20 protein-coding genes are annotated in these 20,375 nt (G+C 56.5%); 9 read left to right on the plus strand and 11 right to left on the minus strand.

Annotated features, from left to right (window positions below; genetic code table 11):
* Positions 1-50: 50 nt before the first annotated feature.
* The 4 genes from AC1RN6_RS19895 to AC1RN6_RS19910 all read right to left on the minus strand — a co-directional run bounded on the left by AC1RN6_RS19895 (position 51) and on the right by AC1RN6_RS19910 (position 3,641).
* On the minus strand, positions 51-1,421 hold the full coding sequence (locus AC1RN6_RS19895; protein ID WP_493007156.1) for an MFS transporter: 1,371 nt from the start codon (positions 1,419-1,421) through the stop codon (positions 51-53).
* 174 nt (positions 1,422-1,595) lie between these two features.
* Positions 1,596-2,414, minus strand: a complete 819-nt coding sequence (locus tag AC1RN6_RS19900; RefSeq protein WP_493007158.1) for an IclR family transcriptional regulator — start codon at positions 2,412-2,414, stop codon at positions 1,596-1,598.
* Positions 2,415-2,655: 241 nt separating this feature from the next.
* Positions 2,656-2,964: a putative quinol monooxygenase gene (locus tag AC1RN6_RS19905; RefSeq protein WP_493007159.1), complete on the minus strand. Its 309-nt coding sequence runs from the start codon at positions 2,962-2,964 to the stop codon at positions 2,656-2,658.
* On the minus strand, positions 2,961-3,641 hold the full coding sequence (locus AC1RN6_RS19910; RefSeq protein WP_493007160.1) for a type 1 glutamine amidotransferase domain-containing protein: 681 nt from the start codon (positions 3,639-3,641) through the stop codon (positions 2,961-2,963). The genes AC1RN6_RS19905 and AC1RN6_RS19910 overlap by 4 nt, the downstream gene beginning before the upstream one ends.
* Before the next feature lie 124 nt (positions 3,642-3,765).
* On the opposite strand from AC1RN6_RS19910, the gene AC1RN6_RS19915 reads away from it, so the two are divergent.
* The gene (locus AC1RN6_RS19915) at positions 3,766-4,665 is read left to right on the plus strand and encodes a LysR family transcriptional regulator (protein WP_493007161.1); all 900 of its coding nucleotides are present in this window, start codon (positions 3,766-3,768) and stop codon (positions 4,663-4,665) included.
* Between the two features lie 101 nt (positions 4,666-4,766).
* On the opposite strand, the gene AC1RN6_RS19920 is transcribed toward AC1RN6_RS19915, so the two are convergent.
* On the minus strand, positions 4,767-4,937 hold the full coding sequence (locus AC1RN6_RS19920; RefSeq protein WP_493007162.1) for a hypothetical protein: 171 nt from the start codon (positions 4,935-4,937) through the stop codon (positions 4,767-4,769).
* A 282-nt stretch (positions 4,938-5,219) separates the two neighbouring features.
* Here AC1RN6_RS19920 and AC1RN6_RS19925 point away from each other — a divergent pair, with 282 nt between their 5' ends.
* Entirely contained in the window at positions 5,220-6,293 is a 1,074-nt protein-coding gene (locus tag AC1RN6_RS19925) for an MBL fold metallo-hydrolase (RefSeq protein ID WP_493007164.1), read from the plus strand.
* 206 nt (positions 6,294-6,499) lie between these two features.
* Complete coding sequence (locus AC1RN6_RS19930; protein ID WP_493007165.1) at positions 6,500-7,522, plus strand: D-cysteine desulfhydrase family protein; 1,023 nt, start codon at positions 6,500-6,502, stop codon at positions 7,520-7,522.
* A 47-nt stretch (positions 7,523-7,569) separates the two neighbouring features.
* Here AC1RN6_RS19930 and AC1RN6_RS19935 read toward each other — a convergent pair whose 3' ends face one another.
* Complete coding sequence (locus AC1RN6_RS19935) at positions 7,570-9,561, minus strand: putative bifunctional diguanylate cyclase/phosphodiesterase (protein ID WP_493007166.1); 1,992 nt, start codon at positions 9,559-9,561, stop codon at positions 7,570-7,572.
* 364 nt (positions 9,562-9,925) lie between these two features.
* Between AC1RN6_RS19935 and AC1RN6_RS19940 the strand changes: the two genes are divergently transcribed.
* The 3 genes from AC1RN6_RS19940 to AC1RN6_RS19950 all read left to right on the plus strand — a co-directional run bounded on the left by AC1RN6_RS19940 (position 9,926) and on the right by AC1RN6_RS19950 (position 11,665).
* The gene (locus tag AC1RN6_RS19940; protein ID WP_493007167.1) at positions 9,926-10,627 is read left to right on the plus strand and encodes a hypothetical protein; all 702 of its coding nucleotides are present in this window, start codon (positions 9,926-9,928) and stop codon (positions 10,625-10,627) included.
* Positions 10,628-10,765: 138 nt separating this feature from the next.
* Positions 10,766-11,254, plus strand: coding sequence for a helix-turn-helix domain-containing protein (locus AC1RN6_RS19945; protein ID WP_493007168.1), 489 nt, complete (start codon positions 10,766-10,768; stop codon positions 11,252-11,254).
* Between the two features lie 3 nt (positions 11,255-11,257).
* Positions 11,258-11,665: a VOC family protein gene (locus AC1RN6_RS19950; RefSeq protein ID WP_493007169.1), complete on the plus strand. Its 408-nt coding sequence runs from the start codon at positions 11,258-11,260 to the stop codon at positions 11,663-11,665.
* A 353-nt stretch (positions 11,666-12,018) separates the two neighbouring features.
* Here AC1RN6_RS19950 and AC1RN6_RS19955 read toward each other — a convergent pair whose 3' ends face one another.
* Positions 12,019-12,810, minus strand: coding sequence for an SDR family NAD(P)-dependent oxidoreductase (locus tag AC1RN6_RS19955; protein WP_493007170.1), 792 nt, complete (start codon positions 12,808-12,810; stop codon positions 12,019-12,021).
* Between the two features lie 398 nt (positions 12,811-13,208).
* Between AC1RN6_RS19955 and AC1RN6_RS19960 the strand changes: the two genes are divergently transcribed.
* The 3 genes from AC1RN6_RS19960 (at position 13,209) to AC1RN6_RS19970 (ending at position 15,521) form a co-directional block, all read left to right on the plus strand.
* A complete protein-coding gene (locus AC1RN6_RS19960) occupies positions 13,209-13,868 on the plus strand; it encodes a dihydrofolate reductase family protein (protein WP_493007370.1) in 660 nt (219 codons plus the stop codon).
* 87 nt (positions 13,869-13,955) lie between these two features.
* A complete protein-coding gene (locus AC1RN6_RS19965; protein WP_493007171.1) occupies positions 13,956-14,312 on the plus strand; it encodes a hypothetical protein in 357 nt (118 codons plus the stop codon).
* 837 nt (positions 14,313-15,149) lie between these two features.
* Complete coding sequence (locus tag AC1RN6_RS19970; RefSeq protein WP_493007173.1) at positions 15,150-15,521, plus strand: lamin tail domain-containing protein; 372 nt, start codon at positions 15,150-15,152, stop codon at positions 15,519-15,521.
* Between the two features lie 289 nt (positions 15,522-15,810).
* On the opposite strand, the gene kdgK is transcribed toward AC1RN6_RS19970, so the two are convergent.
* The 4 genes from kdgK to AC1RN6_RS19990 form a co-directional block, all read right to left on the minus strand.
* Complete coding sequence (gene kdgK / locus AC1RN6_RS19975) at positions 15,811-16,734, minus strand: 2-dehydro-3-deoxygluconokinase (protein WP_493007174.1); 924 nt, start codon at positions 16,732-16,734, stop codon at positions 15,811-15,813.
* Positions 16,735-16,897: 163 nt separating this feature from the next.
* The gene (locus AC1RN6_RS19980) at positions 16,898-18,157 is read right to left on the minus strand and encodes a CaiB/BaiF CoA transferase family protein (RefSeq protein ID WP_493007175.1); all 1,260 of its coding nucleotides are present in this window, start codon (positions 18,155-18,157) and stop codon (positions 16,898-16,900) included.
* Complete coding sequence (locus AC1RN6_RS19985) at positions 18,154-18,978, minus strand: enoyl-CoA hydratase/isomerase family protein (protein ID WP_493007176.1); 825 nt, start codon at positions 18,976-18,978, stop codon at positions 18,154-18,156. Before AC1RN6_RS19985 ends, AC1RN6_RS19980 begins: the two co-directional genes overlap by 4 nt.
* Positions 18,975-20,348 (minus strand): MFS transporter, encoded by a 1,374-nt coding sequence (locus AC1RN6_RS19990; RefSeq protein WP_493007177.1) that lies wholly within the window; start codon positions 20,346-20,348, stop codon positions 18,975-18,977. The genes AC1RN6_RS19985 and AC1RN6_RS19990 overlap by 4 nt, the downstream gene beginning before the upstream one ends.
* Between the last annotated feature and the right edge of the window lie 27 nt (positions 20,349-20,375).

The following is a 20,375-nucleotide window of genomic DNA, read 5'->3' on the forward strand; positions in this document are numbered from 1 at the left end:
TGTTCCTTGTTTCAAATCCTGATTTTCAATTCTGTTTCCAGTTCCGGCGTTCAGACCGAGGCGCGTTTTTCCTGCGTCAGACCGGCGTATTGATTGTCGCCGCCGAAATCCGTGTCCACTCTGTTCATGTCGTTGCCCCTGGTTTCCGGTCCGATGGCGATCATCACGAAAGACAGGACGTTCAGCGCAGCAACCAGTGTCACCAGACCCCACGGCGATCCGTTACCCAGTTTGACCAGCCAGGTGGCCACCACCGGAATCGGGCCGCCGGCGAACAGGCTGGCGCCGGTAAAGGCCAAGGCGGAGCCGGTGTAGCGGACATTGGTAGGAAATACTTCGGCGAAGGCGACCGGCTGGATGCCGGTCTGCACTTGGGTAAAGGCCATGAACAAACCCATCGCAACGGCCATCACGGCGAAGTTGCGAGTTTCCAGCGCGGGGAAATAGCACAGCGCAATGACGAAGGTCGCAGCGGATGCAATCAACAGCGCACGTTTGCGGCCGATCTTGTCGCTCATGATGCCGCCGGCGATGGAACCCACGATGGCACAGGCGTTGGCGATCATCAGCAATTTGAATCCCGTTTGCTTCGGCACGCCAAGCGTATTGGTCAGGTAGCTCAGGGTAAACACCACCGCCAGATAGAACAGCGCTGTCGGACCGCAGAAGAACAGCATCATGCGGATGATGGTCTTGTAGTGCAGGCGGAAAGCATCTCGCAACGGCCGGCCGGCTTTGGAGGCCGTTGTCTTTTTCATCTCGACGAATGCCGGGGTTTCGCTGACCTTGACGCGAATATAAATGCCCACAAGCACCAGAATGAAACTGGCGACAAACGGAATGCGCCAGCCGTAGCTCTCGAACGACTCTTGCGTCATGAAGGCGGATAGCGAGAGAAGCACGGCGTTGGCCAGAATCTGGCTCAGCGGCGCGCACATGCCGATGATCCCGGAATAGCGTCCGCGGCGATTGGCAGGCGCATGTTCCAGCGCCATGAGCTGGCCGCCGGTCGACTCGCCGCCCAGTGCAAAGCCCTGCAGAATGCGCAGGATCACCAGCAGGATCGGCGCGTAGACGCCGATCTGCGCATAAGTAGGCAGCAATCCCATCAGCACCGAGGTAATGCCCATGACGGAAACGGTGCCGAGCATGAGATTGCGGCGGCCGATCTTGTCGCCGAAGTAGCCGCAGATAATGGCTCCCAACGGCCGCGCTGCCAGCCCCACGCTGAACGTCGCCAGCGACGCCAGCAGCGCCGAGGTCGGTTCCATCGCGGGAAAGAACAGCTTGGGCAAGATCGTGGCGGCGACTGCGCCGTACAAGGTAAAGTCAAACCATTCCAAAGCCGTGCCCAGCGTCGCCGCGCTGACCGCCCGGTTTGCCATTGCCCTGTCGTCCGTGTGATTCGATGAACTGCTCATCTTTGTCTCCTTATAAAATTTTTCTGATGGCCTTGTTGGTCGCTTTCGGGCGCCAGGCTTTTTTTGCGCGCAAAACTTCCCCCTCAGCGCACATGCGTGCGCTGACCGGAATGGAACTTGGTATGGCTTGCCGACTGCGGATGATTGAGCGGGTCTGCGTCGGCCGTTAGTTTGTTATGAGGTGACGGCGCCCTGCTTGCCGTGTTGCGTGCCGAGCGACCGCCTGAACATCGGCGAGACGCTGCTGGCTGAAGAAAGCTCCAGCGCCGTTGATTGCATGACCGGCGCCAGTTCCTTCATCCGCTCTTCTCCCAATCTGGACATCGGTCCTGCGATGATCAGAATGGCCCGGACTTCTCCTGCCGCGCCCAGAACAGGCGTGGCCATCGAACTCATCGCCGGCAGGAACATGTCCTGCGTGGTGGCGTACTTGTTGCTGCGGGCGAGCGCAATCATCGGCAGCAGCGCCTTGAAAGTCGTCGGTGCGCGGGGTCCGAATTCGGCCGGCGTGCCGAAACCCTGCTTCGATACCAGGGCCATGGCCTCTTCATCCGACCTGGTCGACATCCAGACGATGCCTGCCGCGCTGCAGGACAGGGTCACCGGACGGCCCATTTCCGGGTCATACACGATGCCTTGGCGGGCGCCTTGCGCCTTGGCGACGTATATCAGCTGATCGTCTTCGACAATCGCCAGCCGCACCAGCTCGCCGCAATGCGCCGCCAGTTTCTCAAGAATCGGCTGGGCGATATCGGCGATCCCCGCAGCGCTCAGGAAGCGCAGGCCCAGCGACGGCATCTTCATGGTCAGCAGGAATTCGCCGCGGCGCTCGTCTTTGCGAACGTAGCCCTGCTCGATCAGGTCGGCCAAGAGACGATGCGTGGCGCTCAGGGGAAGGCCCAGCTCGCTCACCAGCTCCGTGAGCGTTCTGCCCTCCGGCGCCACGGCCAGCTCTTCAAGTATTCGAAAACTGCGCTGCAGTACTGCGGTCATGTTGTTCCTTGCATGTTCGATCAGACAATCCGGCAAACGTATCGTCACCCTCTTTCTTAACTGGAATCGATTTTATGGAAACTTCTTCCATTTTGCAAACTCTTTCCATTTTTTGAAAAGAATCGTGATTTTTCGCCTTTCCTATTTCCCCGACGAATCGTGTACGTCGAAGACAACAGGCCGACAGATAAGAAAAAAGCCCGCTTGCGCGGGCTTTCGTCTTTCGGACTTTCTTTTGTCATCATGCTGCATCGCGGTCCCGCAGCAACTCAACCCGACGGTCGGTCAGCAGCGGCAGGACACGCCTCACCACCAGCTCCTGGTAGTGCGCTGACTCCTTGTGGGCGTCGAGCGCCGCCTGGTCGCGATAGCGTTCGACCAGCAGCAGGCTGCGCGGCAAGTCGACACTCTGATACACCTCGTAGCCGAGGCAACCTGGCTCCGCCAGCGACTTGGGGCGCAGTTCGGTGACGATGGACAACACCTCGCCGAAGGCGCCGCCGGCAGGATGCCAGCGCGCGACTACCGTGATCGGTCCGGGCGCGCTCATGCCGATTCTCCACGCAGCGCTTGGACCATGGCTTCTGCCAGCGGACCGCCCGATGCCGGATTCTGGCCCGTGAACAGGCGGCCGTCGACGACTACCTTGGATTGCCAGACGTCGGTTGCCGAATATTCGGCGCCTTCGGCGCGCAGTGCATCTTCCAGCAGGAAGGGCACGTCGGCCTGTGCGTAACCGGCTTCTTCAGCGTTCGAGAAGGAGGTCAGCTTGCGGCCATGCAGCAGCGGCGTACCGTCTGCGAGCTTGACGCCAAGGAAGGCGGCAGGGCCGTGGCAGACGGCGGCGACGATCTTGCCGGCATCCCAGGCACGGGCGATGACGCGCTTGACTTCGGGATCGGTCGCGATGTCAGCCATCGGGCCGAGGCCGCCGGGGAAAAAGATCGCGTCGTAGTCGAGGACGTCGACTTCCGACAGCTTGCGGCTGCGCGACATGCGGCGGATCGCCTTGCTGTTGCGGAAGGCCAGTTGCACCGGGTCGTTGGCGTCGTAGCCGTCTTCCGGCGGAGTGCCGCCCAGCGGGGAGGCGTATTCGACGGCGATGCCGGCGTGATCGAAAACTTCATAGGGATGAGCGACCTCGGAGAAGAAGTATCCGGTAGGACGCTTGTTCGGGCCGATTTCAGCTGCGTTTGTCAAAATAAACAGTACATGCTTGGTAGTCATGGCAATCTCCTTGTCGAAAGAACCGGACGGGATGTCGGTTGAGAAGAAAGATACCAATCAGGCATGAGGCGCGGTAGAGCCGCAAATACAGACTCAATGTCAAACAATATAATACAATCCAGACATGGACGATCCTTCTCCCATCCTCGATGAGCTGCGCGCCATGGCGATCTTTGCGACCGTGGTCCGCAGCGGCAACTTCTCCTCCGGCGCGCGTGCACTGGGGCTCACGCGTGCGGTGGTGAGTCATCACATCCGCGCGCTGGAGCTTAAGCTGGGTGTGCCGCTGGCCCAGCGCAGCACCCGCAGCTTCAGCCTGACTCCCGCCGGGGAAGCCTTCCGTGTGCATTGCGAACGCCTGCTCGACGAGGCGCACGACGGCATCCGAGGCATGGAACTGTTGCGCGCCGAGCCGCGCGGCGAAGTCCGCATCACCTGCTCGCATCACTTCGGCAACAAGCGCATCCTGCCGGCCCTGCTGGAGTTCCGCCGGCGCTATCCCGCCATCCGCCTGCATGTGGCAATGAACGATGCCAACGTGGATCTGGTGCATCACGGAATTGAACTGGCGGTGCGCGCCGGGCCGCTGGCCGACTCTGCACTGGTTGCCCGGCGGCTGGTGCGCGAGCCGACCATGCTGTGCGCTTCGCCGGCCTATCTGCGCCGCTATCGCACGCCGGTCTCGGTGGCGGAACTGGAACAGCATCGCTGGGTGGTCTATCCCCCGAGCCAGAAGACGGTCACCGTCCGCACCGACGGGCAGAACCGGGAAGTGGCTGTCCAGGGCGACGTGGTCACTGACAGCGCCGCGTCACGCTTGGCGTTCGTGCTGGCGGGAGAAGGCATCGCTCGCTTGCCGGCATACGACGCGGCCGCCCTGCTCGCCTCGGGTGAACTGGTGCATGTGCTGCCGGAGGTGGAAACCGCGCCGTTGGAAATTTATCTGGTCCACTCGCAACGCGTCGGTCCGAGTGCGCGGCTGTTACGGGATTTTTTGCTGGAAGCGGCGCGCGAGAGCGCGTAGTACAACGTACTGCGGGCGCAGGACGCTGCGCGGTTTGCTGGTGATTTCTTCAGTTATTTGCCGCGGCGGAAGCGGCAGCGGATATTGACCGGAAGGTGCGCTTAGCGCCCTTCCGCCTCGCGGCGTGCACACTTCTTGGCTTCGTATTGCGCGCGCACCTGCTGCAGTCGTCGTTTGGCGACAATTTGACGCACAACCGCGCCCAGTGCGACGACCAGCATGCAAAGCGCAGCCAGCGCCACCCCCAGCAATGGCATTCCCATTTGATCCATGATTCCCCCGCGGCCCGTTATCGGGTCCGACGTCAATGCTTGTTTTGGAAACATTATACCCATCAGTTTGTGAAATTCGAGCAAGAAGATGTTGTTTAGCCGCCAATAAAACCACAAACGCTGAAAGTCTGAGCCTGGGATGACTGGCAGAGGTTCCGCTTGCCGTTAGCCGATGAAATATCGGTGCAACATGAAACCGGCGGCGCGCCCGGACGCCTTTGATATGATGTAATGACTGCGGCGCCACATCCGCCTGTCCCGCCCTATCTTTCAGAGTGCTTCATGATTTTCCGCCAGCTGTTCGACCCCGGTTCCTGCACCTACACCTACCTGTTGGGTGACGGCGGCGAGGCATTACTGATCGATCCCGTGTATGAACAGGTGCCGCGCGACCTGGCATTGCTGGAAGAACTCGGCCTGCGGCTGGCGGCAACGCTCGACACGCACGTGCACGCCGACCATGTGACCGGCGCGTGGCGTCTGCATGAACGTTGCGGCAGCCGCATCGCCCTGGCGCAAGCTGCAGCGGCCGATGCAGCGCTGGTAAGCCTGCCGCTGCATCACGATGACCGCATCAGCTTCGGCAGCCGCCATCTGACGGTGCGCGCCACGCCCGGCCACACCGGCGGTTGCCTGACCTACGTACTCGACGATGAACGCATGGCCTTCACCGGCGACAGCCTGCTCATCCGCGGCTGTGGCCGCACCGACTTCCAGCAAGGCAGCCCGCAGCAGTTGTTCTCGTCCGTGCGCGAACAAATCCTGAGCCTGCCTGCCGAATGCCTGCTCTACCCCGCGCACGACTATCGCGGCATCACCGTCAGCAGCGTCGCCGAAGAGCGCCGCTTTAACCCGCGCCTGGGCGGCGATGCGGACGTCGGCGATTTTGCGGGCTACATGAACAACCTGAATCTGCCACATCCCAAACTGATGGACGTAGCGGTGCCCGCCAACCTGCGCTGCGGCAAACCCGAGGGCGATCTGCCGACACCCGAGGCGCCGGCATGGGCGCCGCTGACGCTGCGCTTCAGCGGCATCTGGGAAATCGAACCGATGACCTTGCTGGAACACGCCGCTGAGGTACAAATCGTCGACGTGCGCGAGGCGGCCGAATTCATCGACGGCATCGGTCACCTCGCCGGCGCGCGCCTGGTGCCCTTGTCCCAGTTGAAGAACCGCTTGAACGAAATCGATCCGGCGCGGCCTGTCGTGGCGGTATGCCGCTCGGGCGTGCGCTCGGCGCAGGCCAGCGCCTTGCTGGCAAGATCGGGTTTTGGACAGGTCGCCAATCTGGCCGGCGGCATGCTGAGGTGGCGCAGCGAATCGCTGCCGGTAGTGCAGGACGGCGAGGCTTAAAAGGATATACACGAGCGCGACGCCAGATATGCGGCCTGTATATCAGACGGCAATGATGCCTGCCAACGCCGCAGCCTGAGACTGCCGACCAGGAATCAGAGGGTGCAAAACCCGTCTTTCAAAGAGCATCTACAATCACCATTCGCAAGCGATAAAACATCCATCGCTCTTTGATAAGTTGAGCAACCCGTCACTCCGAGAAAACCATGTCCTCTACAAGCGATCTCCTCGCGCCATTTCCACGAATTCGCCTTATTGATGGCACGACGCCGATCTATCAGCTCAAGGAATTGGCGCGACAGGTCCCCTACCTTGGCGACGTCAACGTGTTCGTCAAACGCGATGACCTGATGGCGCTCGGCGGCGGCGGCAACAAACTGCGCAAGCTGGAATTCCTGCTCGGCGCGGCCATTGCCGAAGGCGCCGACACCATCGTCACCATCGGCGGACTGCAATCGAATCACGCCCGCCTCACCGCTGCCGCCGCCGCCAAGGCCGGACTGCAGTGCGAGATCATCCTCGGACGCCAGGTGCCCAAGACTAATGAAGAATACGAACTTGGCGGAAACGTTTTCCTGAACAAGATATTCGGTGCGCGCGTCGACGTAGCGGAAGCAGGCACGACGCCGCTGGACCGTGCGCATGCGCGCGTGGAAGAACTGATTCAAGCGGGTCGCAAACCGTATCTGATCCCGACCGGCGGATCCACGGAGATCGGCGCCCTCGGTTACGCCAGCTGCCTCTACGAAATCCTTGAGCAACAGAAACAACTATCGCTTGAATTCGATCACATTGTGGTCGCCAACGGCAGTTCCGGCACCCACGCCGGCCTGGCGGCGGGATTGCACAGCGCCGGCAAGCCTGCGCGCATCGTTCAGGCATTCTCCACCTTGCACGACGACGGCACTGCCCGCCAGAAGACCGTGCCGCTGGCCGACGCAACACTGGCGCTGCTTGGCCACAAGGGTGCAATAGCTGCAGAGGATATTCTGGTCGACGGCAGCCAGCGCGGCGCCGGCTACGGCATTCCTACCGAAGAAATGAAAAGCGCCTTGCTGGCGCTTGCACGATCTGAGGGGATCCTGCTGGACCCGGTTTATTCGGGCAAAGCATTCGCCGGCATGCTGGCATATATCCGCGAAGGAAAATTCAAGCCCGGATCAAACGTGCTGTTCATCATGACAGGCGGTACGCCTTCCATTTATGCGTATCGCGATGCGTTTGAATGAGCGCAGGTTCAGGGCCAATCATTGAGACGGCTGTGAACAGGAACAAATCACGCCGCGCTCAAGTCGGCCCCCGATGCAGTCTGCAGGAATGATTGCCGGACGATGAATTCGCCGGCGCGGCTCGCAATCAACGGCTTGCTGTAGAAATATCCCTGAATCTGATCACAACGCCATGTGCTGAGCAGATTCAGATGTTCCTGCTCCTCCACGCCTTCGGCAATCACTGCGACGTTGAGCTTGTGTCCGAGCGTAATCACCGCCTGAACAATGGCGGCGTCACTTGATCCTGCCTGCAATCCACGAATGAAAGACTGATCGATTTTCAATTTGGTAATCGGGAAATGCTTCAGGTACGAGAGGCTGGAATAACCCGTACCGAAATCGTCGATAGCCAGCTGGATGCCGAGGTGGCGCAAGTGCTTCATCAACAGCGCGGTCCTCTCGGGCCGCTGAACCATGATTCCTTCGGTGATCTCCAGCTCGATCCAGCTCGGATCGACGCCGGACTGCGTCAGGCTTTCATGCACCATCAGCATGAAGCCGGGATGATTGAACTGGCGCGGCGAGATGTTGATCGCCATCAGCAGTTTTTCGTCGGCGCCGTCGTTCCAGATCTTGATCTGGCGGCAAGCTTCTTGCAGTATCCAGCTGCCGATCTGCACGATGAGGCCGGAGCTTTCCGCCACGGGAATAAAGTCCGCCGGCGACACCAGCTGCCCGTCCCGCCGCCACCGGACCAGCGCTTCAAAACCGATCAGGCGGGAGTTTGCCACGTCGTATTGCGGCTGATAGTGGAGCTCCAGCTCGCCATGTTCGACGGCATGCCCGAGTGCAGCTTCGAGCGCCAGCTTTTCCTGGGAGCGTTCGTTCAGCGATTGCGAATACAAGACATAGGTATCGCCGCCCGCTTCTCTTGCGGCAGTGAGCGCAGCATCGGCATTCTTCAACAAGTCGGCCGGATCGGCGCTATGCAGCGGATACTCGGAAGCGCCCAGACTCAGCGTGACATGCATTTCCTGGTTTTCCAGCTGAAACGGCGACATCCCCAGCGCCTTCAGCGCATCAAGCGCGGCGTAAAAATCAGGATGGCCGTTCGACAAGCGATAGAGGATGGCAATGTTTGCGCCATCCATGCGAAACACCTCGCCCGCGTGCCGGCGCGCGACTTCCTGCACGCGTCGGGTAATCTCCAGAATGAGCCGGTCGGCACGCTGATGTCCGATCCCGCCAACGATCTGATCGAAGCGATCGGGAGCGCACAAGACCACCGTGTAAGACTGGTCGTCGAGACGCGTCAACCGCTGTTCGAAAGAGAGCCGATGCGGCAACTGCGTCAGCGGGTCATGCCAGGCCTGAAACGCCAGTTTTCTTTCCGAAGCGAGTCTGGCTCTGAACTGATAGATCAGAAACAGCGCGATCAGCAAAGACGCTGCGGTATAGATATGGACCAGAAAGGAGGAGTCGTTCACCTCTTTCACCACATCGCTGGCGCCGTCGACGGACGTGCTTTCCAGCCGGCCCTGCAGACGGTCAAGCTGGGTCCGGATATTGTTCGTGTTGGTGTTGAGATCGAGCAGAATCGTGCGCGCCGTCTCCACATTGACGACCCGGCGCGTCATTTCAGCATCGAACTTCGGCCCCAGGGCAAGCACGGAAGAGTAGCTTTGTTCAATCGTCTTCATGTCGTCCGGCGTCTGCAATCTGTTCAGCAGATAGCCGAAACGCATGTCCATCTCCATGCGGGCATCACGCTCGATGAGCAGAAAACGGTCTCTGGATATCGACCTGGCGAAATACTTGTTCAGCGCGAGCTGGTAACGAAGCAAGGCGCTCTCAAAGTCCGCAAGGCCGTTCAGCGATGGAATTTTTTCTTTGAGCAAAGGCGTCACTTTTGCCCTTACCGAATTGGAGGTACGGTTGACCGCAACCGACAGACAGACGCTTGCTACAATCAGCAGCGCCAGCAGGCCGTACATTCCCCATCGGTATGGTTTGCCCTTGATGGCGGAACCTGGCGCTGCGCTGCTTGCGGATGTCATGACGGCTTTCATAATTCGATTTTTCATGACAAAAGACTAACGGATCGCTTCCCTTAAGGAAAATTGTTTGTCTTCATCGGATCGATAGCGAAAATAAAACCTGCCGGCCAGCGGCGGATATCTCACCGCGCGGAAAACAATCCAATCCACGCCATGTTGTACTTATAGTCTTAGTCACCTGCAAAAATATGCTGGGTTACTTAGCATAACGTGGAGCGTGGTCATCAGCCCGAAGCCGGGGATTGTTGAAAAAAATGACTCTCCGGATATGGACCTGAAGAGAAAACCGTGTGAAATTACTGCAAAAGCATGTCAATCAACCCGGATAATCATCCAACCAACTACCCCTGCATAAAGGTAACGAATGGCAAATCGCGTTTATCTCTGCTGTACCGATTTTCAGGATTTCCCCACCGAATCCCAGTTTGATGATTTTTTCAAGGTGTCGGGAACGGAGTACGAAGCAAAGTGGGCCATTCCACTATTTTGGCTATGCTTATTCTCCAGCGCCGACATCCGGATTCTTCCCGCGAATCCCAATCGCTCCGGAATTGACGACGGCGACGATGAGGAAGAGCCCGATGACGATGAGTCTGATGATGATTCGCGCCCCTATGCCTACCTCTTTTGTCCAAGATCTGCCGGAATCGAGCGCCTCAGGCACAGGGCCGAGATGCTGGAGAAAGCGCTGGGCGCCGAACGTTTCGCCTTGTACGGCGAATGGATAGCCCGCCTGGAGGCGGAGGATTTTCAGAATATTCTGGTCCGGACAGAAGAGCTTGATGCAATGGGACTGGACGGTGAACTTGAAGAACAATTGCGCGAAACTTTTGAGTATCTCGACGGCGATCACCGGCAAGAAGGCTTCCGCGTATCCGGTGCGATGAGCAACATTGCGGGGTTGCAGGAAGACGCAAACCTGGCCGGATGTGCAGCTCACGCTCTGGTTGGATCAGCCAATGGCCCGCAACGCTGGCCTCCGGCGCTGGCCGCTGAGCCAGCTGTTCCATCGCCTGAGAGTCCGCTGCCGCCTCAAAAGAAATCGAAGTGGCTATTTTGGAAGTGACACTTATGGATGCCGTCAATCAGCGAGCCGTGACCATTTATATTGTCAGAAACCGACATTCCAGGCACACATCCAGCGGCGAGGTGAGGCATTCGAGCATGCAATACAAAAACCGTACTGACTGGCCCTGATAGCAAAATGAGCAAGCTCCCCCTCATCCAGAGCCCGGAAATATTGCGCCGCCTGCTTCGCGCAAAAGATCGGATGGATGCCACGCCGCACGAAGACTGGCCTGTCGAGCGACTGGCGAGTGTGAGTCATGTATCCGAAGCGCATTTCGCGCGATCGTTCAAAGAGGCGTTTGGCATCCCGCCACATCGCTATTTGCTCACCCGGCGTATCGAACGGGCAGCAGCACTGCTAAGGGACAGCGAACTCCCGATTACCGAAATCGCCTTCCAGACCGGCTGGCGGAGCCTGGGTACGTTCGGACGAATTTTCCGGGAAATCACCGGCGAGAAACCCAGCACCATACGCCTGCAAGCACGCGCTGCCGCGCAGGGATTACAACATGTTCCCGCTTGCGTCGTCAGTGCCGCTCAGCGTCCGGATCTCAAGACATCAGTTTTGGAGAAGCGGCGTCTTTCGGGCGACGGTATAAAGGAGACCCAGGCAAAGGAGACCTAAAAAATGAGTGATTGTGTTCAGGTAGTCGGCGTGTATGTACGAGATCAGGATGAAGCGCTTGCGTTTTACGTAGGCAAGCTCAGCTTTCGTGTTCATACCGATGTAAAAAATGGCAGCTATCGATGGCTGACGGTGCAACATTCGGAGCAATCGGATTTTCAGTTAGGCCTGTTCACACCAGGACCGCCGATGCATGACGCCGCCACCGAACAAGCGCTGAAAGCGATGGTGGCCAAAGGTGCGATGCCTCCGCTTGTGTTGAACGTGCGGGATTGCCGGGACAGCTATGAAAAGATGAAAGCGCAGGGCGTGGAGATGACCCAGGAGCCGATAGAGCGTTACGGCACCGTTGACGCAGGCTTTCGCGATCCCTCGGGAAACGGTTGGAAGATGATTCAGGAACGGGGCTGAGCAAGATGCATGCGATGAACCGATCTTCTCGCAGCTGGATTCGACAAACCCACCGCTGGCTGTCTGTCGCCTTTACCCTGACCGTCGTTGCCAACTTCATCATGCGGGCCCAAGGAGAGCCGGCAGCGTGGATTACCTACTCGCCACTGCCGCCGCTGGCTTTACTCCTGTTCACAGGACTGTACTTATTTGCGCTTCCCTATACCGTTAAATCGCGTGGCAGGATGCAATCCGATTGAGACAGTGACTTCTTCAGATGCCGTAGGCAATGCTCGACAAAAAACCCGATTCGGCTTATGCCAAATCGGGCTTTCGGATTCAGTCGCCCGGCGTATCTGAGCGCTCTGGTTTGGTCAGAAGGCACTCTTGACGACACCACCATCGACACGCAGCGCCGCGCCGGTGGTGGCCGATGCAAGCGGGCTGGCGACGTAGGCCACAAGTGACGCGACTTCCTGCGGCGTCCCGAAACGCTTGATCAGTGAAGTCGGACGGACGTGCTCGAAGAATTCCGCCTCGACTTGCTGGAAGGTTTTGTCACTTGATCGCGCCATCCCTTCAACGAAGTCGCCAACGCCACGCGATTTGGTCGGGCCGGGCAGCACGCTGTTGACCGTGATGCCTGTTCCGGCGACCGATTCCGCCAGTCCGCGCGACACTGCCAGCTGAGCAGTCTTGGTCATGCCGTAGTGAATCATCTCCGTGGGAATCTGTACCGCGCTTTCGCTGGAGATGAAGATGATCCGACCCCAATTCGCGCGCTTCATTTCCGGCAGCACCAGGCGCGCAAGGCGCACGCCGCTCAGCACGTTGACGTCAAAGAAGCGCAGCCAGTCTTCGTCGGGAATATCCTCAAAGGCCTTTGGCTCAAAGATGCCGAGGTTATTCACAAGGATGTTGATGCCGGCATGGCGTCGCACCACCTCATGCGCGGCGTCGGCCTGGCTCAGATCTGCGGCATAGCCCTGGACGTTGCCATTCGTCTCCGAGCGTATGCGGTCCACCGCCTCGTCGACCCCGGCCTGTGTCCTGCCGTTGACGATAACGTTCGCGCCCTCCCGGGCAAGGGTCTGAGCGATCGCATAGCCGATGCCCGCGGTGCTGCCGCTTACCAGGGCAATCTTGCCCTCAAGTTGCAAATCCATGTCACTTCTCCTTGATTGACTGCGGAAGGTGCTACCAGAATCGGCCATCAGTTTCTGCTTGCCATTACGGCTGCCGCATCACTCTATCAGGAAGTCGCCAGATGCACCTGCTCGTTTCTGATCCGCCCGCCGTTTTCGGCACTTCAGACGTCGAGACGACACTCGCTTATCCATCTGGCAATTTTTAGAGCGATTGTTCATCCTTGGTATGACTAAAATGTGTAGGTGAACATCCGGCCGATTGCCGCTGGCCGGCAATGCAACTTAACCGCTATTGCATTGGTAACATGTCGCGTTACGATAGCGATATCAAGCTACAAACAGGCTTCTCCACGGATGTCGGATTTCACGGGCTTTTCTCGTCCGATCAGACTTCAATTCATATGAAGGGAATCAGAATGACGCGCGTCAGAGTTGAAAGCTTCACAATCTCCATAGACGGCTATGCAGCGGGGCCGGATCAAGACATTGACAATCCTCTCGGTGTAGGTGGAGAAAGCTTGCACAAGTGGTTCATCCCGACACACACGTTCCAGCGAATCCATGGTGCAGGAAATGGCACGACCGGTGTCGATGACGATTTTGCCGCGCGGGGATTCAGGAATGTCGGAGCGTGGATTCTGGGGCGGAACATGTTCGGACCGATTCGGGGTCCCTGGCCCGATATGGATTGGAAAGGCTGGTGGGGAGACAACCCACCGTATCACGTGCCAGTTTTCGTATTGACCCATCATCCACGTCCATCTGTCCAAATGGAAGGCGGCACGACATTTCACTTCGTCACGGGCGGCATTCACGAAGCGCTCGACCGGGCCCGCGAAGCCGCGAACGGTATGGACGTGCGTATTGGAGGCGGAGCCGGCGTCATTCGACAGTATCTTCAAGAAGCGCTCATTGATGAACTGCATATCGCGATTTCGCCCGTACTGCTAGGCCGGGGCGAGCGATTGTTCGAGGGAGTGGACCTGCGCGCTGCAGGATATGACTGCGTCGAGTTCGCGGGGTCGGAGAAAGCAACCCATGTTGTACTCCGGCGCCACGAGACAAAAGACGCCTGACACATCAATTCGCTTTGCGGCTTCGACCATTGGGCTTCATGGCATGGGCTATCAGTCGGCGATTGGCTTCGGTTAATTGCTTTCGCGATGGCTGCAACCGGCCAGAAGCGGCCACATGCAGATGCCGTTCATCATGCTTATGAACCTACGATTTTTGAAAGATTTAATCACATGCAGGAAATTGCACGCCAACCCGGGGGCTGGATTCTCTACGAGATTGCTGGGGGCCGCTTGGTCTTATCAGTGAATTGCGGAACCGTTGCGTCCTATGAGATTTCTCTTGAGTTGTCGAGTACGGAGGCAAGCAGCTATGGAGAAAACGGAGTGCAATCGGTCGATGCATTGGCCAACCAAGTGATGTCATATCCTCGTCAGTTTGGTGCTCGAAACGTCACGTTGCAAGAAGAGGACGTTGTTCCGGCACCGCTCTCTTGGCACCAATGATGTAGAAAATGTGGAACCGATTACGCTTATAAGGTCCGCAATCGGCCAGGAACAGACATTCGCATGGAACAATAAAGCCCGCTCAATGCGGGCTTTGATTCGAATTAACGCTATGTCCAGTAATTGCACAGCCTCCTTGGAAATGCTGGAAAAATGCTGTCATTTGACTCGAGCGACAGCGGATTTCTACTTTGTCGGCATCACTTTCGCTCCGCATCGCCTCCTCAAAAAATGCGTCACCGGCAAAAGTAAGCCGGGCGTGGCATAGGAGCCAGGTCGGGCGGCATCGAATTTGACGCCCCCGAGAGACGTTCTTAATGCCTCTCCAAAAAAATCAAAAGGTGAGACGGCCGGTCAAGTACTCGTGGAATTGTGTGGCACGCTTGCCAAACAATCCCGAAAACTAGAATCGTTCAGGCGGCCTCTTCGGGCCGCTTCTTAAATAGGAGCAGCCATGAGCTACGTTGTGGTGTCCAGAACTAACCGGCAGACACCAAATATCCGACCGGTACCATCAGAAGAAGTATTGCGGAAGGCAATGCAAAAATTTAGTAGGAAAGATGTCGTTGTCTCATCATGTAGCGGAAATGAGGATCAAAAAATTTTGCATTTCACAGGGACGGTTCTTACCCACTTACTTGAACGCGATCTCTGGGCGCTTGAGCATCCAGCGTCCTACAAGGCCACTTGGAGCTTCGAATGGCACCTCGACGATAGGTGAATAACCAAAAGTGTAGAAATTTCGTGTTGCAAGACTTAAAACCAAAATTTACAACCCAAATCGCATCGCTGTGAGGAAATTTTCGTTTCCAGATCACAACCAACTGAGGAGAGACCGTGGCACTGCCAATAGGAACTGTAGACATCTACAACAATGGGAGTCTGACGCACGAGTCGGTCACTTTTAAAGTCACGGAAGACTTCAATGTCGGCCATATCATCGTTGCGGACAGCACGTACGATAGCAAAGGCAAGCTGTCAAATAAGTTGCGCCACATGTATGCGTTTCCAAGCGTTGAGCTCAAAAAGGGGGACTTCGTTGTGTTGTGGACAAAGGGCGGTACCAATAACAACCAGCAGGAGCCCTGGGGCCGCCAATATAATTTCTTCTGGAATCTGAGGGAAACTGTCTGGAATGTTGGGGGCGATGCTGCTCATTTCATTGATGTTAGAGACGTCAAGACCTATACGGTTGGGCCGAAACGATGACAACCTAATGTCAACCATAGGATGGGGCCCTCCACTCGTATGGCCCTCCTTCTAGCTATTTGTTGCTATCAGTTCATGAGGTCTGTTTCATCAAACTCGCAGATCGTGGAGAAAGTACCAACCCTAGTGAATTGGTTATTTTTGGTTTTCGACTTTTCTCTCGTTGCAATTTTTTGAGAATCTAGCCGACCGGCCGCAATCGGCCAGAAGCTGCCGTTGAACTATGCAAAGTTCTGCGAAAAATACGCGATTGCTGACTATCGATAATGGTGCGTTTTCACTAGTTGACTTACAAATTCATTTCTTCGCGAGAGATTATCGCTCCAGAATATTGAATCACAGTAGCCGCTAGGCGATGTCCAGCGCGAGCGGCATCAACAATAGCGGCCCCGGATAGCCGCGCTGCCAGGTATGCGGCGCCGAATGAATCTCCTGCCGCTGTCGTGTCTACGATGTACTTCACCTTGATAGCATCAACCTCTTCAATGCGTCCCTCGAATGAAACCAAACAAGATCGATGCCCTCGCTTGATTACAACTTCACGCACTCCAGAATTGTGCAATCGAAGAAGTATTGCATCCGCGCCTTTGTCTTCGTACAAGGCCGCGTCGTCCTCCACCGTAACGAGAGCGATATCGGCAAGAGAATAAGCCTCGTCGTAAGTAACGCGCGCCTCTTCTTTGTCTTTCCAAAGTCGTGGTCGATAATTGTTATCAAATACAATGTTCACACCTCGAGATTTTGCGCTACGCAGGATAGCCAAAAGATGACTTCTATCTTCCGCGTCCAAGATTGCCAGCGTTATTCCTGAGAGATAAATGTAGTTTGCATCCGCCAAATAGGAGTCTACTTCCTGGCGTCCCTCCCCTTTTAGCAAATGGCGTGCGGCAGAGTCATTACGCCAGTACCGAAAACTTCGTTCGCCTTTGTCATCGGTCTCGATGAGATAGAGACCAGGCAGCTTGTCTTCCAGTCGCCGAACACCAGTCGTCGCAAGGCCTTCATCTATCCATTTTTCGGCCATTTCGTTGGAAAGTGTATCCGTTCCCAACGCCGTTACATAATGAACTGAAAACTGAGAGCTTGGCAGAATGCGGGACAGATAAATCGCCGTATTCAGTGTATCGCCGCCAAAAGAATACGTAAGCGCTTTGCCTTTGCGTTTCATTTCCACCATACACTCGCCGACCACGGCGATCTTGCAGTCACCCATTGCTACGACTTTCTTCTATTCAAATCATCATGTGTTACACCGAAACCACGAGCGCCATTTTTCTACTTCGCCTCAGGCGTGACATGCTTTACGCATGGTCAGTTACCTAGGCCGCAACGAGAGGATGGAAGAAATTTCCATCCTCAATGACGAGGCTTGACCTTCAACTACTGGATTTTTTGCTGTAAGCAGAAGCCGGTGCCGACGCTTTTCGATCGTACTTGGTCACGGCTCTGTCCGGTCCGATAGCTGCTGAAGTACGCAAGGCGGCAATTTCCTCTGCTTCGTAGCCAAGCTCTCCAAGCACCTCATCTGTATGCTGCCCTGCCCCTGGCGGATGCCGGCGGAGTGGTGGAACATTTCCATCGTAACGGATGGGATGCGCCAAGAGTCGAACGTGTCCTGCCTCCTGGTCATCAAATTCAAGGACCGACTGATTTGCAGAAATTTGTGGATCGGCAAGAACTTCGTCATAGTCACGAACGCGTGCGCACCACAGTCCAAGAGCTGCAAAATGCGATTCCCACGCCTCGGTAGTCTTCGTTGTCATGTACCCGGCAACGAGTTCATTGACGACTTCACGCTCGTCAAACTGATCTTCTTTAGACCATGTTGCAAATTGTGCGTCTCCAAACGCCTTTGCCAAAGTTTCGCCATCAGCAAGCGACAACGTCAACCAACTGTCCTCAGTCTTGAATACACCGTAGGGAGCTTGGTGGAAACGCGACGAAATTCCTGACTTGCTGCGATCGTACAGCTTCGCCCCATTCAGATGATAGTTGAGCGGCTCCAGTTGGAGATCCAGCGCCGCAGAGAGTAAATTGCTGTCAACCTTCGTTCCTTGTCCCGTGCGCTGCCGTCCAAATAGTCCGGCCAAAATCCCCATTGCTCCAAGTGTTGCGGCATGCTGATCAACCAGCGCGGTGCCAGCCATAGAGGGCGGATCGCCTGCCCGGCCGCCGAGAGTCGCCAGACCACTTAGCGATTGGAGAAGCAAATCCTGGCCAGGCTTGTCTTTTGACGGGCCATCCGTGCCGAAACCAGTCAATGAGCAATAGACGATTTTAGGATTTCGCTTGCGCACTTCTTCATACGAGAAACCGCGCTTGTCGAGTGTCCCGGGCCGAAAGTTTTCAACAAGAACATCTGCTTCCTCGATAAGCCGCCAGAGTACTGCCTGCCCTTCTTCTGACTGAATATTGAGTTCCACACTGCGCTGGTTGCGTCCTGCCAGAAGAAAGAACACCGACGAATCTTCGTTGAGAAAGGCTTTCGCGCCCGACCAGTGGCGCTCATACGCCCCACCGATTCGTTCGATCTTGACAACGTCTGCCCCAAGATCGGCGAGAAACTGCACGCAAGAAGGCCCTTGCAGATAGTGCGTGAGACTCACGACTTTAATACCCGATAGAAAATTGCTCATTGCTCCGATTCCTTTTTTTCTGCAAGCGGCTGATTGCGACTTGCTGTAAAGACGGGCGCTCTCTTTCCGAAGAAAGCAGCAATTCCTTCCTCAATATCAGGCCCGTTAAAGACTGCATGACTATCGGTAAGCGTGCGCGCGGTGGCCTCCTCCGTCGTCTGATTGAGTGCAGCGCGTACCCCGGATCGCACTAAACTAAGCGCGAGCGCCGGCCCAGCAGCCAGAGTCTTTGCAAAAGCCAGGGCATGTGAAAGTGCCTCTCCCGCTGGTGCAAGCCGGTTGACTAGGCCAATTCGATGCGCTTCGCTGGCAGTGATGATGTCGCCTGTATAGAGAAGCTCATAGGCTTTGGCCGGCCCAACAAGATGCGGCAATCGGAAAACGCCTCCACTACCCGGAAAGACTCCAAGCTTTACCTCTGGAAAGCCAATCCTACTTGTCTCGTCCATAAAACGAATGTCACATGCCAGGGCGATTTCGCCGCCACCTCCAAGTGTGATGCCATTCAGCGCCGCGATGACAGGCATCGGGAGCTGTTCGATCATCGTAAACACGCGATTTTCTTGTGCCAGTTTGCGCGGCACAACGTCCTCGCGCACGTGAGCGAATTCACTGATATCGGAGCCGGCGCAAAATGCCTTCTGACCGGCACCGGTAATAACGAGTGCCCGTATTTGATCGTCCAGAGCAATTTCCTTGCATAGGGACTCTAGTCTCTCAAGCGTCGTCAATGTCGTGAGATTGAGCGGCGGATTGTCGAGCGTGAGGAGCCCCACGCCTCCGTCAAGAAGCTGATACTGTACGAACGAAGCTGTTGTCATGAATTCTTCCTGGAAATGGTATCGCGGCTGCCACTTTCATCACCGATCAGTTTTTTCGGCAAGAGCAGAACGCAAACAGCGGAAATCGCACCGAGGCAAGTCACGTAGATCGCCACTAGCCAGGCGCTCCCGCCGCCAGCGGCAAGCAGTGCGGCCGCAATCAACGGTGCAAGTCCCCCTGCAACAGGCGCAGAGAATTCACGCGCCAACGAAATTCCGCTAAAACGGTTTTGAGGTTTAAATAATGAGATAAATAAGGATGGTTGCGATCCTACCAAAGCACAATAACTAAACAATACGCTGATTACCACCGCAGCGATGATGAGCGACGTGTTCCCCGTATTCAGCATTGCGAAATAAGGAAACGGCAAAATGGCAAAGGACGCCGCTCCGATAAAATAAACCCAACGCGCGCCAATTTTATCGGCAAGCAGACCCCAGAGCGGAATCGCTACAACCGAGACGCCTGCGGCCGCCAATGTCGCCGTCAAACCAATGCTCGGAGCTACTTTTACGAAAGTCACCAAATAGGTCAGGACAAAGACTTGCAGAATATAAGCCGAGCCGTTCTCCGCAATTCGCATGCCGAAAGCCAATGCCAGCTCACGAGGCTGTACGCGCAGAAGATCTGAGATCGGCGTACGTGATGCCTTCTCGGACGCAAGAAGTTTAACGAACTCCGGCGTTTCTGGAACTGCCCGACGGACAATCACGCCAATGACGACCACGAGCGCTGAAAGCAGGAATGGAATACGCCAGCCCCAACTATTGAACTGCTCTGTCGGCAGCATGGTGAAGAGTGCGAAGATGCCCGCGGACATGAGAATGCCAACAGAAATGCCCGCCCCCGGAAGGCTAGTGAAATAACCTCTCCGATTGCGCGGCGAAAACTCGCCGATGAGCAGGATTGCTCCGGTGAACTCGGCTCCCGCCGCGATACCTTGTACCATGCGAAGCAACAGCAAAAGCAACGGGGCGCCGATTCCTAGGACACCATAGGTGGGCAATAGTCCGATGGCGGTCGTCGACAAGCCCATCATAAGCAACGTGATGACGAGAACACGCTTGCGTCCGACTTTATCACCCAGGCGGCCGAAAATGATGCCGCCGATTGGCCTGACAAAAAAGCCGATCGCATAAGTACTGAAGGCCAGTAAGGTTCCTGAAAGAGGATCAAAATTGGGGAAAAATAGCTTATTGAAAATCAGCGCAGCGGCCGTTCCGTAGAGATAAAAATCGTACCATTCGACCACGCTGCCAATCACACTCGCTTGCGTTGCGCGCTTGATCTCCAGGCGCGACGCATCGCTGTCTTCCACACGTTCCGATGCGGCGCTGCCCCTGTTCGGGACCTCAACTTCTTGTTTCATGCTTGTCTCCTGTTTTAGGTTTTCTGA

The organism is Herbaspirillum sp. GW822-FHT03A08 (assembly GCF_058801885.1).

Excerpts from the sequence above, each read along its gene's own strand:
- AC1RN6_RS19930 (WP_493007165.1), top strand. The coding sequence starts at position 6,500 with ATGTCCTCTACAAGCGATCTCCTCGCGCCATTTCCACGAATTCGCCTT.
- AC1RN6_RS19960 (WP_493007370.1), top strand. The coding sequence starts at position 13,209 with ATGACGCGCGTCAGAGTTGAAAGCTTCACAATCTCCATAGACGGCTAT.
- AC1RN6_RS19955 (WP_493007170.1), bottom strand. The coding sequence starts at position 12,810 with ATGGATTTGCAACTTGAGGGCAAGATTGCCCTGGTAAGCGGCAGCACC.
- AC1RN6_RS19940 (WP_493007167.1), top strand. The coding sequence starts at position 9,926 with ATGGCAAATCGCGTTTATCTCTGCTGTACCGATTTTCAGGATTTCCCC.
- AC1RN6_RS19915 (WP_493007161.1), top strand. The coding sequence starts at position 3,766 with ATGGACGATCCTTCTCCCATCCTCGATGAGCTGCGCGCCATGGCGATC.
- AC1RN6_RS19925 (WP_493007164.1), top strand. The coding sequence starts at position 5,220 with ATGATTTTCCGCCAGCTGTTCGACCCCGGTTCCTGCACCTACACCTAC.
- AC1RN6_RS19905 (WP_493007159.1), bottom strand. The coding sequence starts at position 2,964 with ATGAGCGCGCCCGGACCGATCACGGTAGTCGCGCGCTGGCATCCTGCC.
- AC1RN6_RS19945 (WP_493007168.1), top strand. The coding sequence starts at position 10,766 with ATGAGCAAGCTCCCCCTCATCCAGAGCCCGGAAATATTGCGCCGCCTG.
- AC1RN6_RS19935 (WP_493007166.1), bottom strand. The coding sequence starts at position 9,561 with ATGACATCCGCAAGCAGCGCAGCGCCAGGTTCCGCCATCAAGGGCAAA.
- AC1RN6_RS19990 (WP_493007177.1), bottom strand. The coding sequence starts at position 20,348 with ATGAAACAAGAAGTTGAGGTCCCGAACAGGGGCAGCGCCGCATCGGAA.
- AC1RN6_RS19920 (WP_493007162.1), bottom strand. The coding sequence starts at position 4,937 with ATGGATCAAATGGGAATGCCATTGCTGGGGGTGGCGCTGGCTGCGCTT.
- kdgK (WP_493007174.1), bottom strand. The coding sequence starts at position 16,734 with ATGGGTGACTGCAAGATCGCCGTGGTCGGCGAGTGTATGGTGGAAATG.
- AC1RN6_RS19980 (WP_493007175.1), bottom strand. The coding sequence starts at position 18,157 with ATGAGCAATTTTCTATCGGGTATTAAAGTCGTGAGTCTCACGCACTAT.
- AC1RN6_RS19900 (WP_493007158.1), bottom strand. The coding sequence starts at position 2,414 with ATGACCGCAGTACTGCAGCGCAGTTTTCGAATACTTGAAGAGCTGGCC.
- AC1RN6_RS19895 (WP_493007156.1), bottom strand. The coding sequence starts at position 1,421 with ATGAGCAGTTCATCGAATCACACGGACGACAGGGCAATGGCAAACCGG.
- AC1RN6_RS19950 (WP_493007169.1), top strand. The coding sequence starts at position 11,258 with ATGAGTGATTGTGTTCAGGTAGTCGGCGTGTATGTACGAGATCAGGAT.
- AC1RN6_RS19965 (WP_493007171.1), top strand. The coding sequence starts at position 13,956 with ATGGCTGCAACCGGCCAGAAGCGGCCACATGCAGATGCCGTTCATCAT.
- AC1RN6_RS19985 (WP_493007176.1), bottom strand. The coding sequence starts at position 18,978 with ATGACAACAGCTTCGTTCGTACAGTATCAGCTTCTTGACGGAGGCGTG.
- AC1RN6_RS19910 (WP_493007160.1), bottom strand. The coding sequence starts at position 3,641 with ATGACTACCAAGCATGTACTGTTTATTTTGACAAACGCAGCTGAAATC.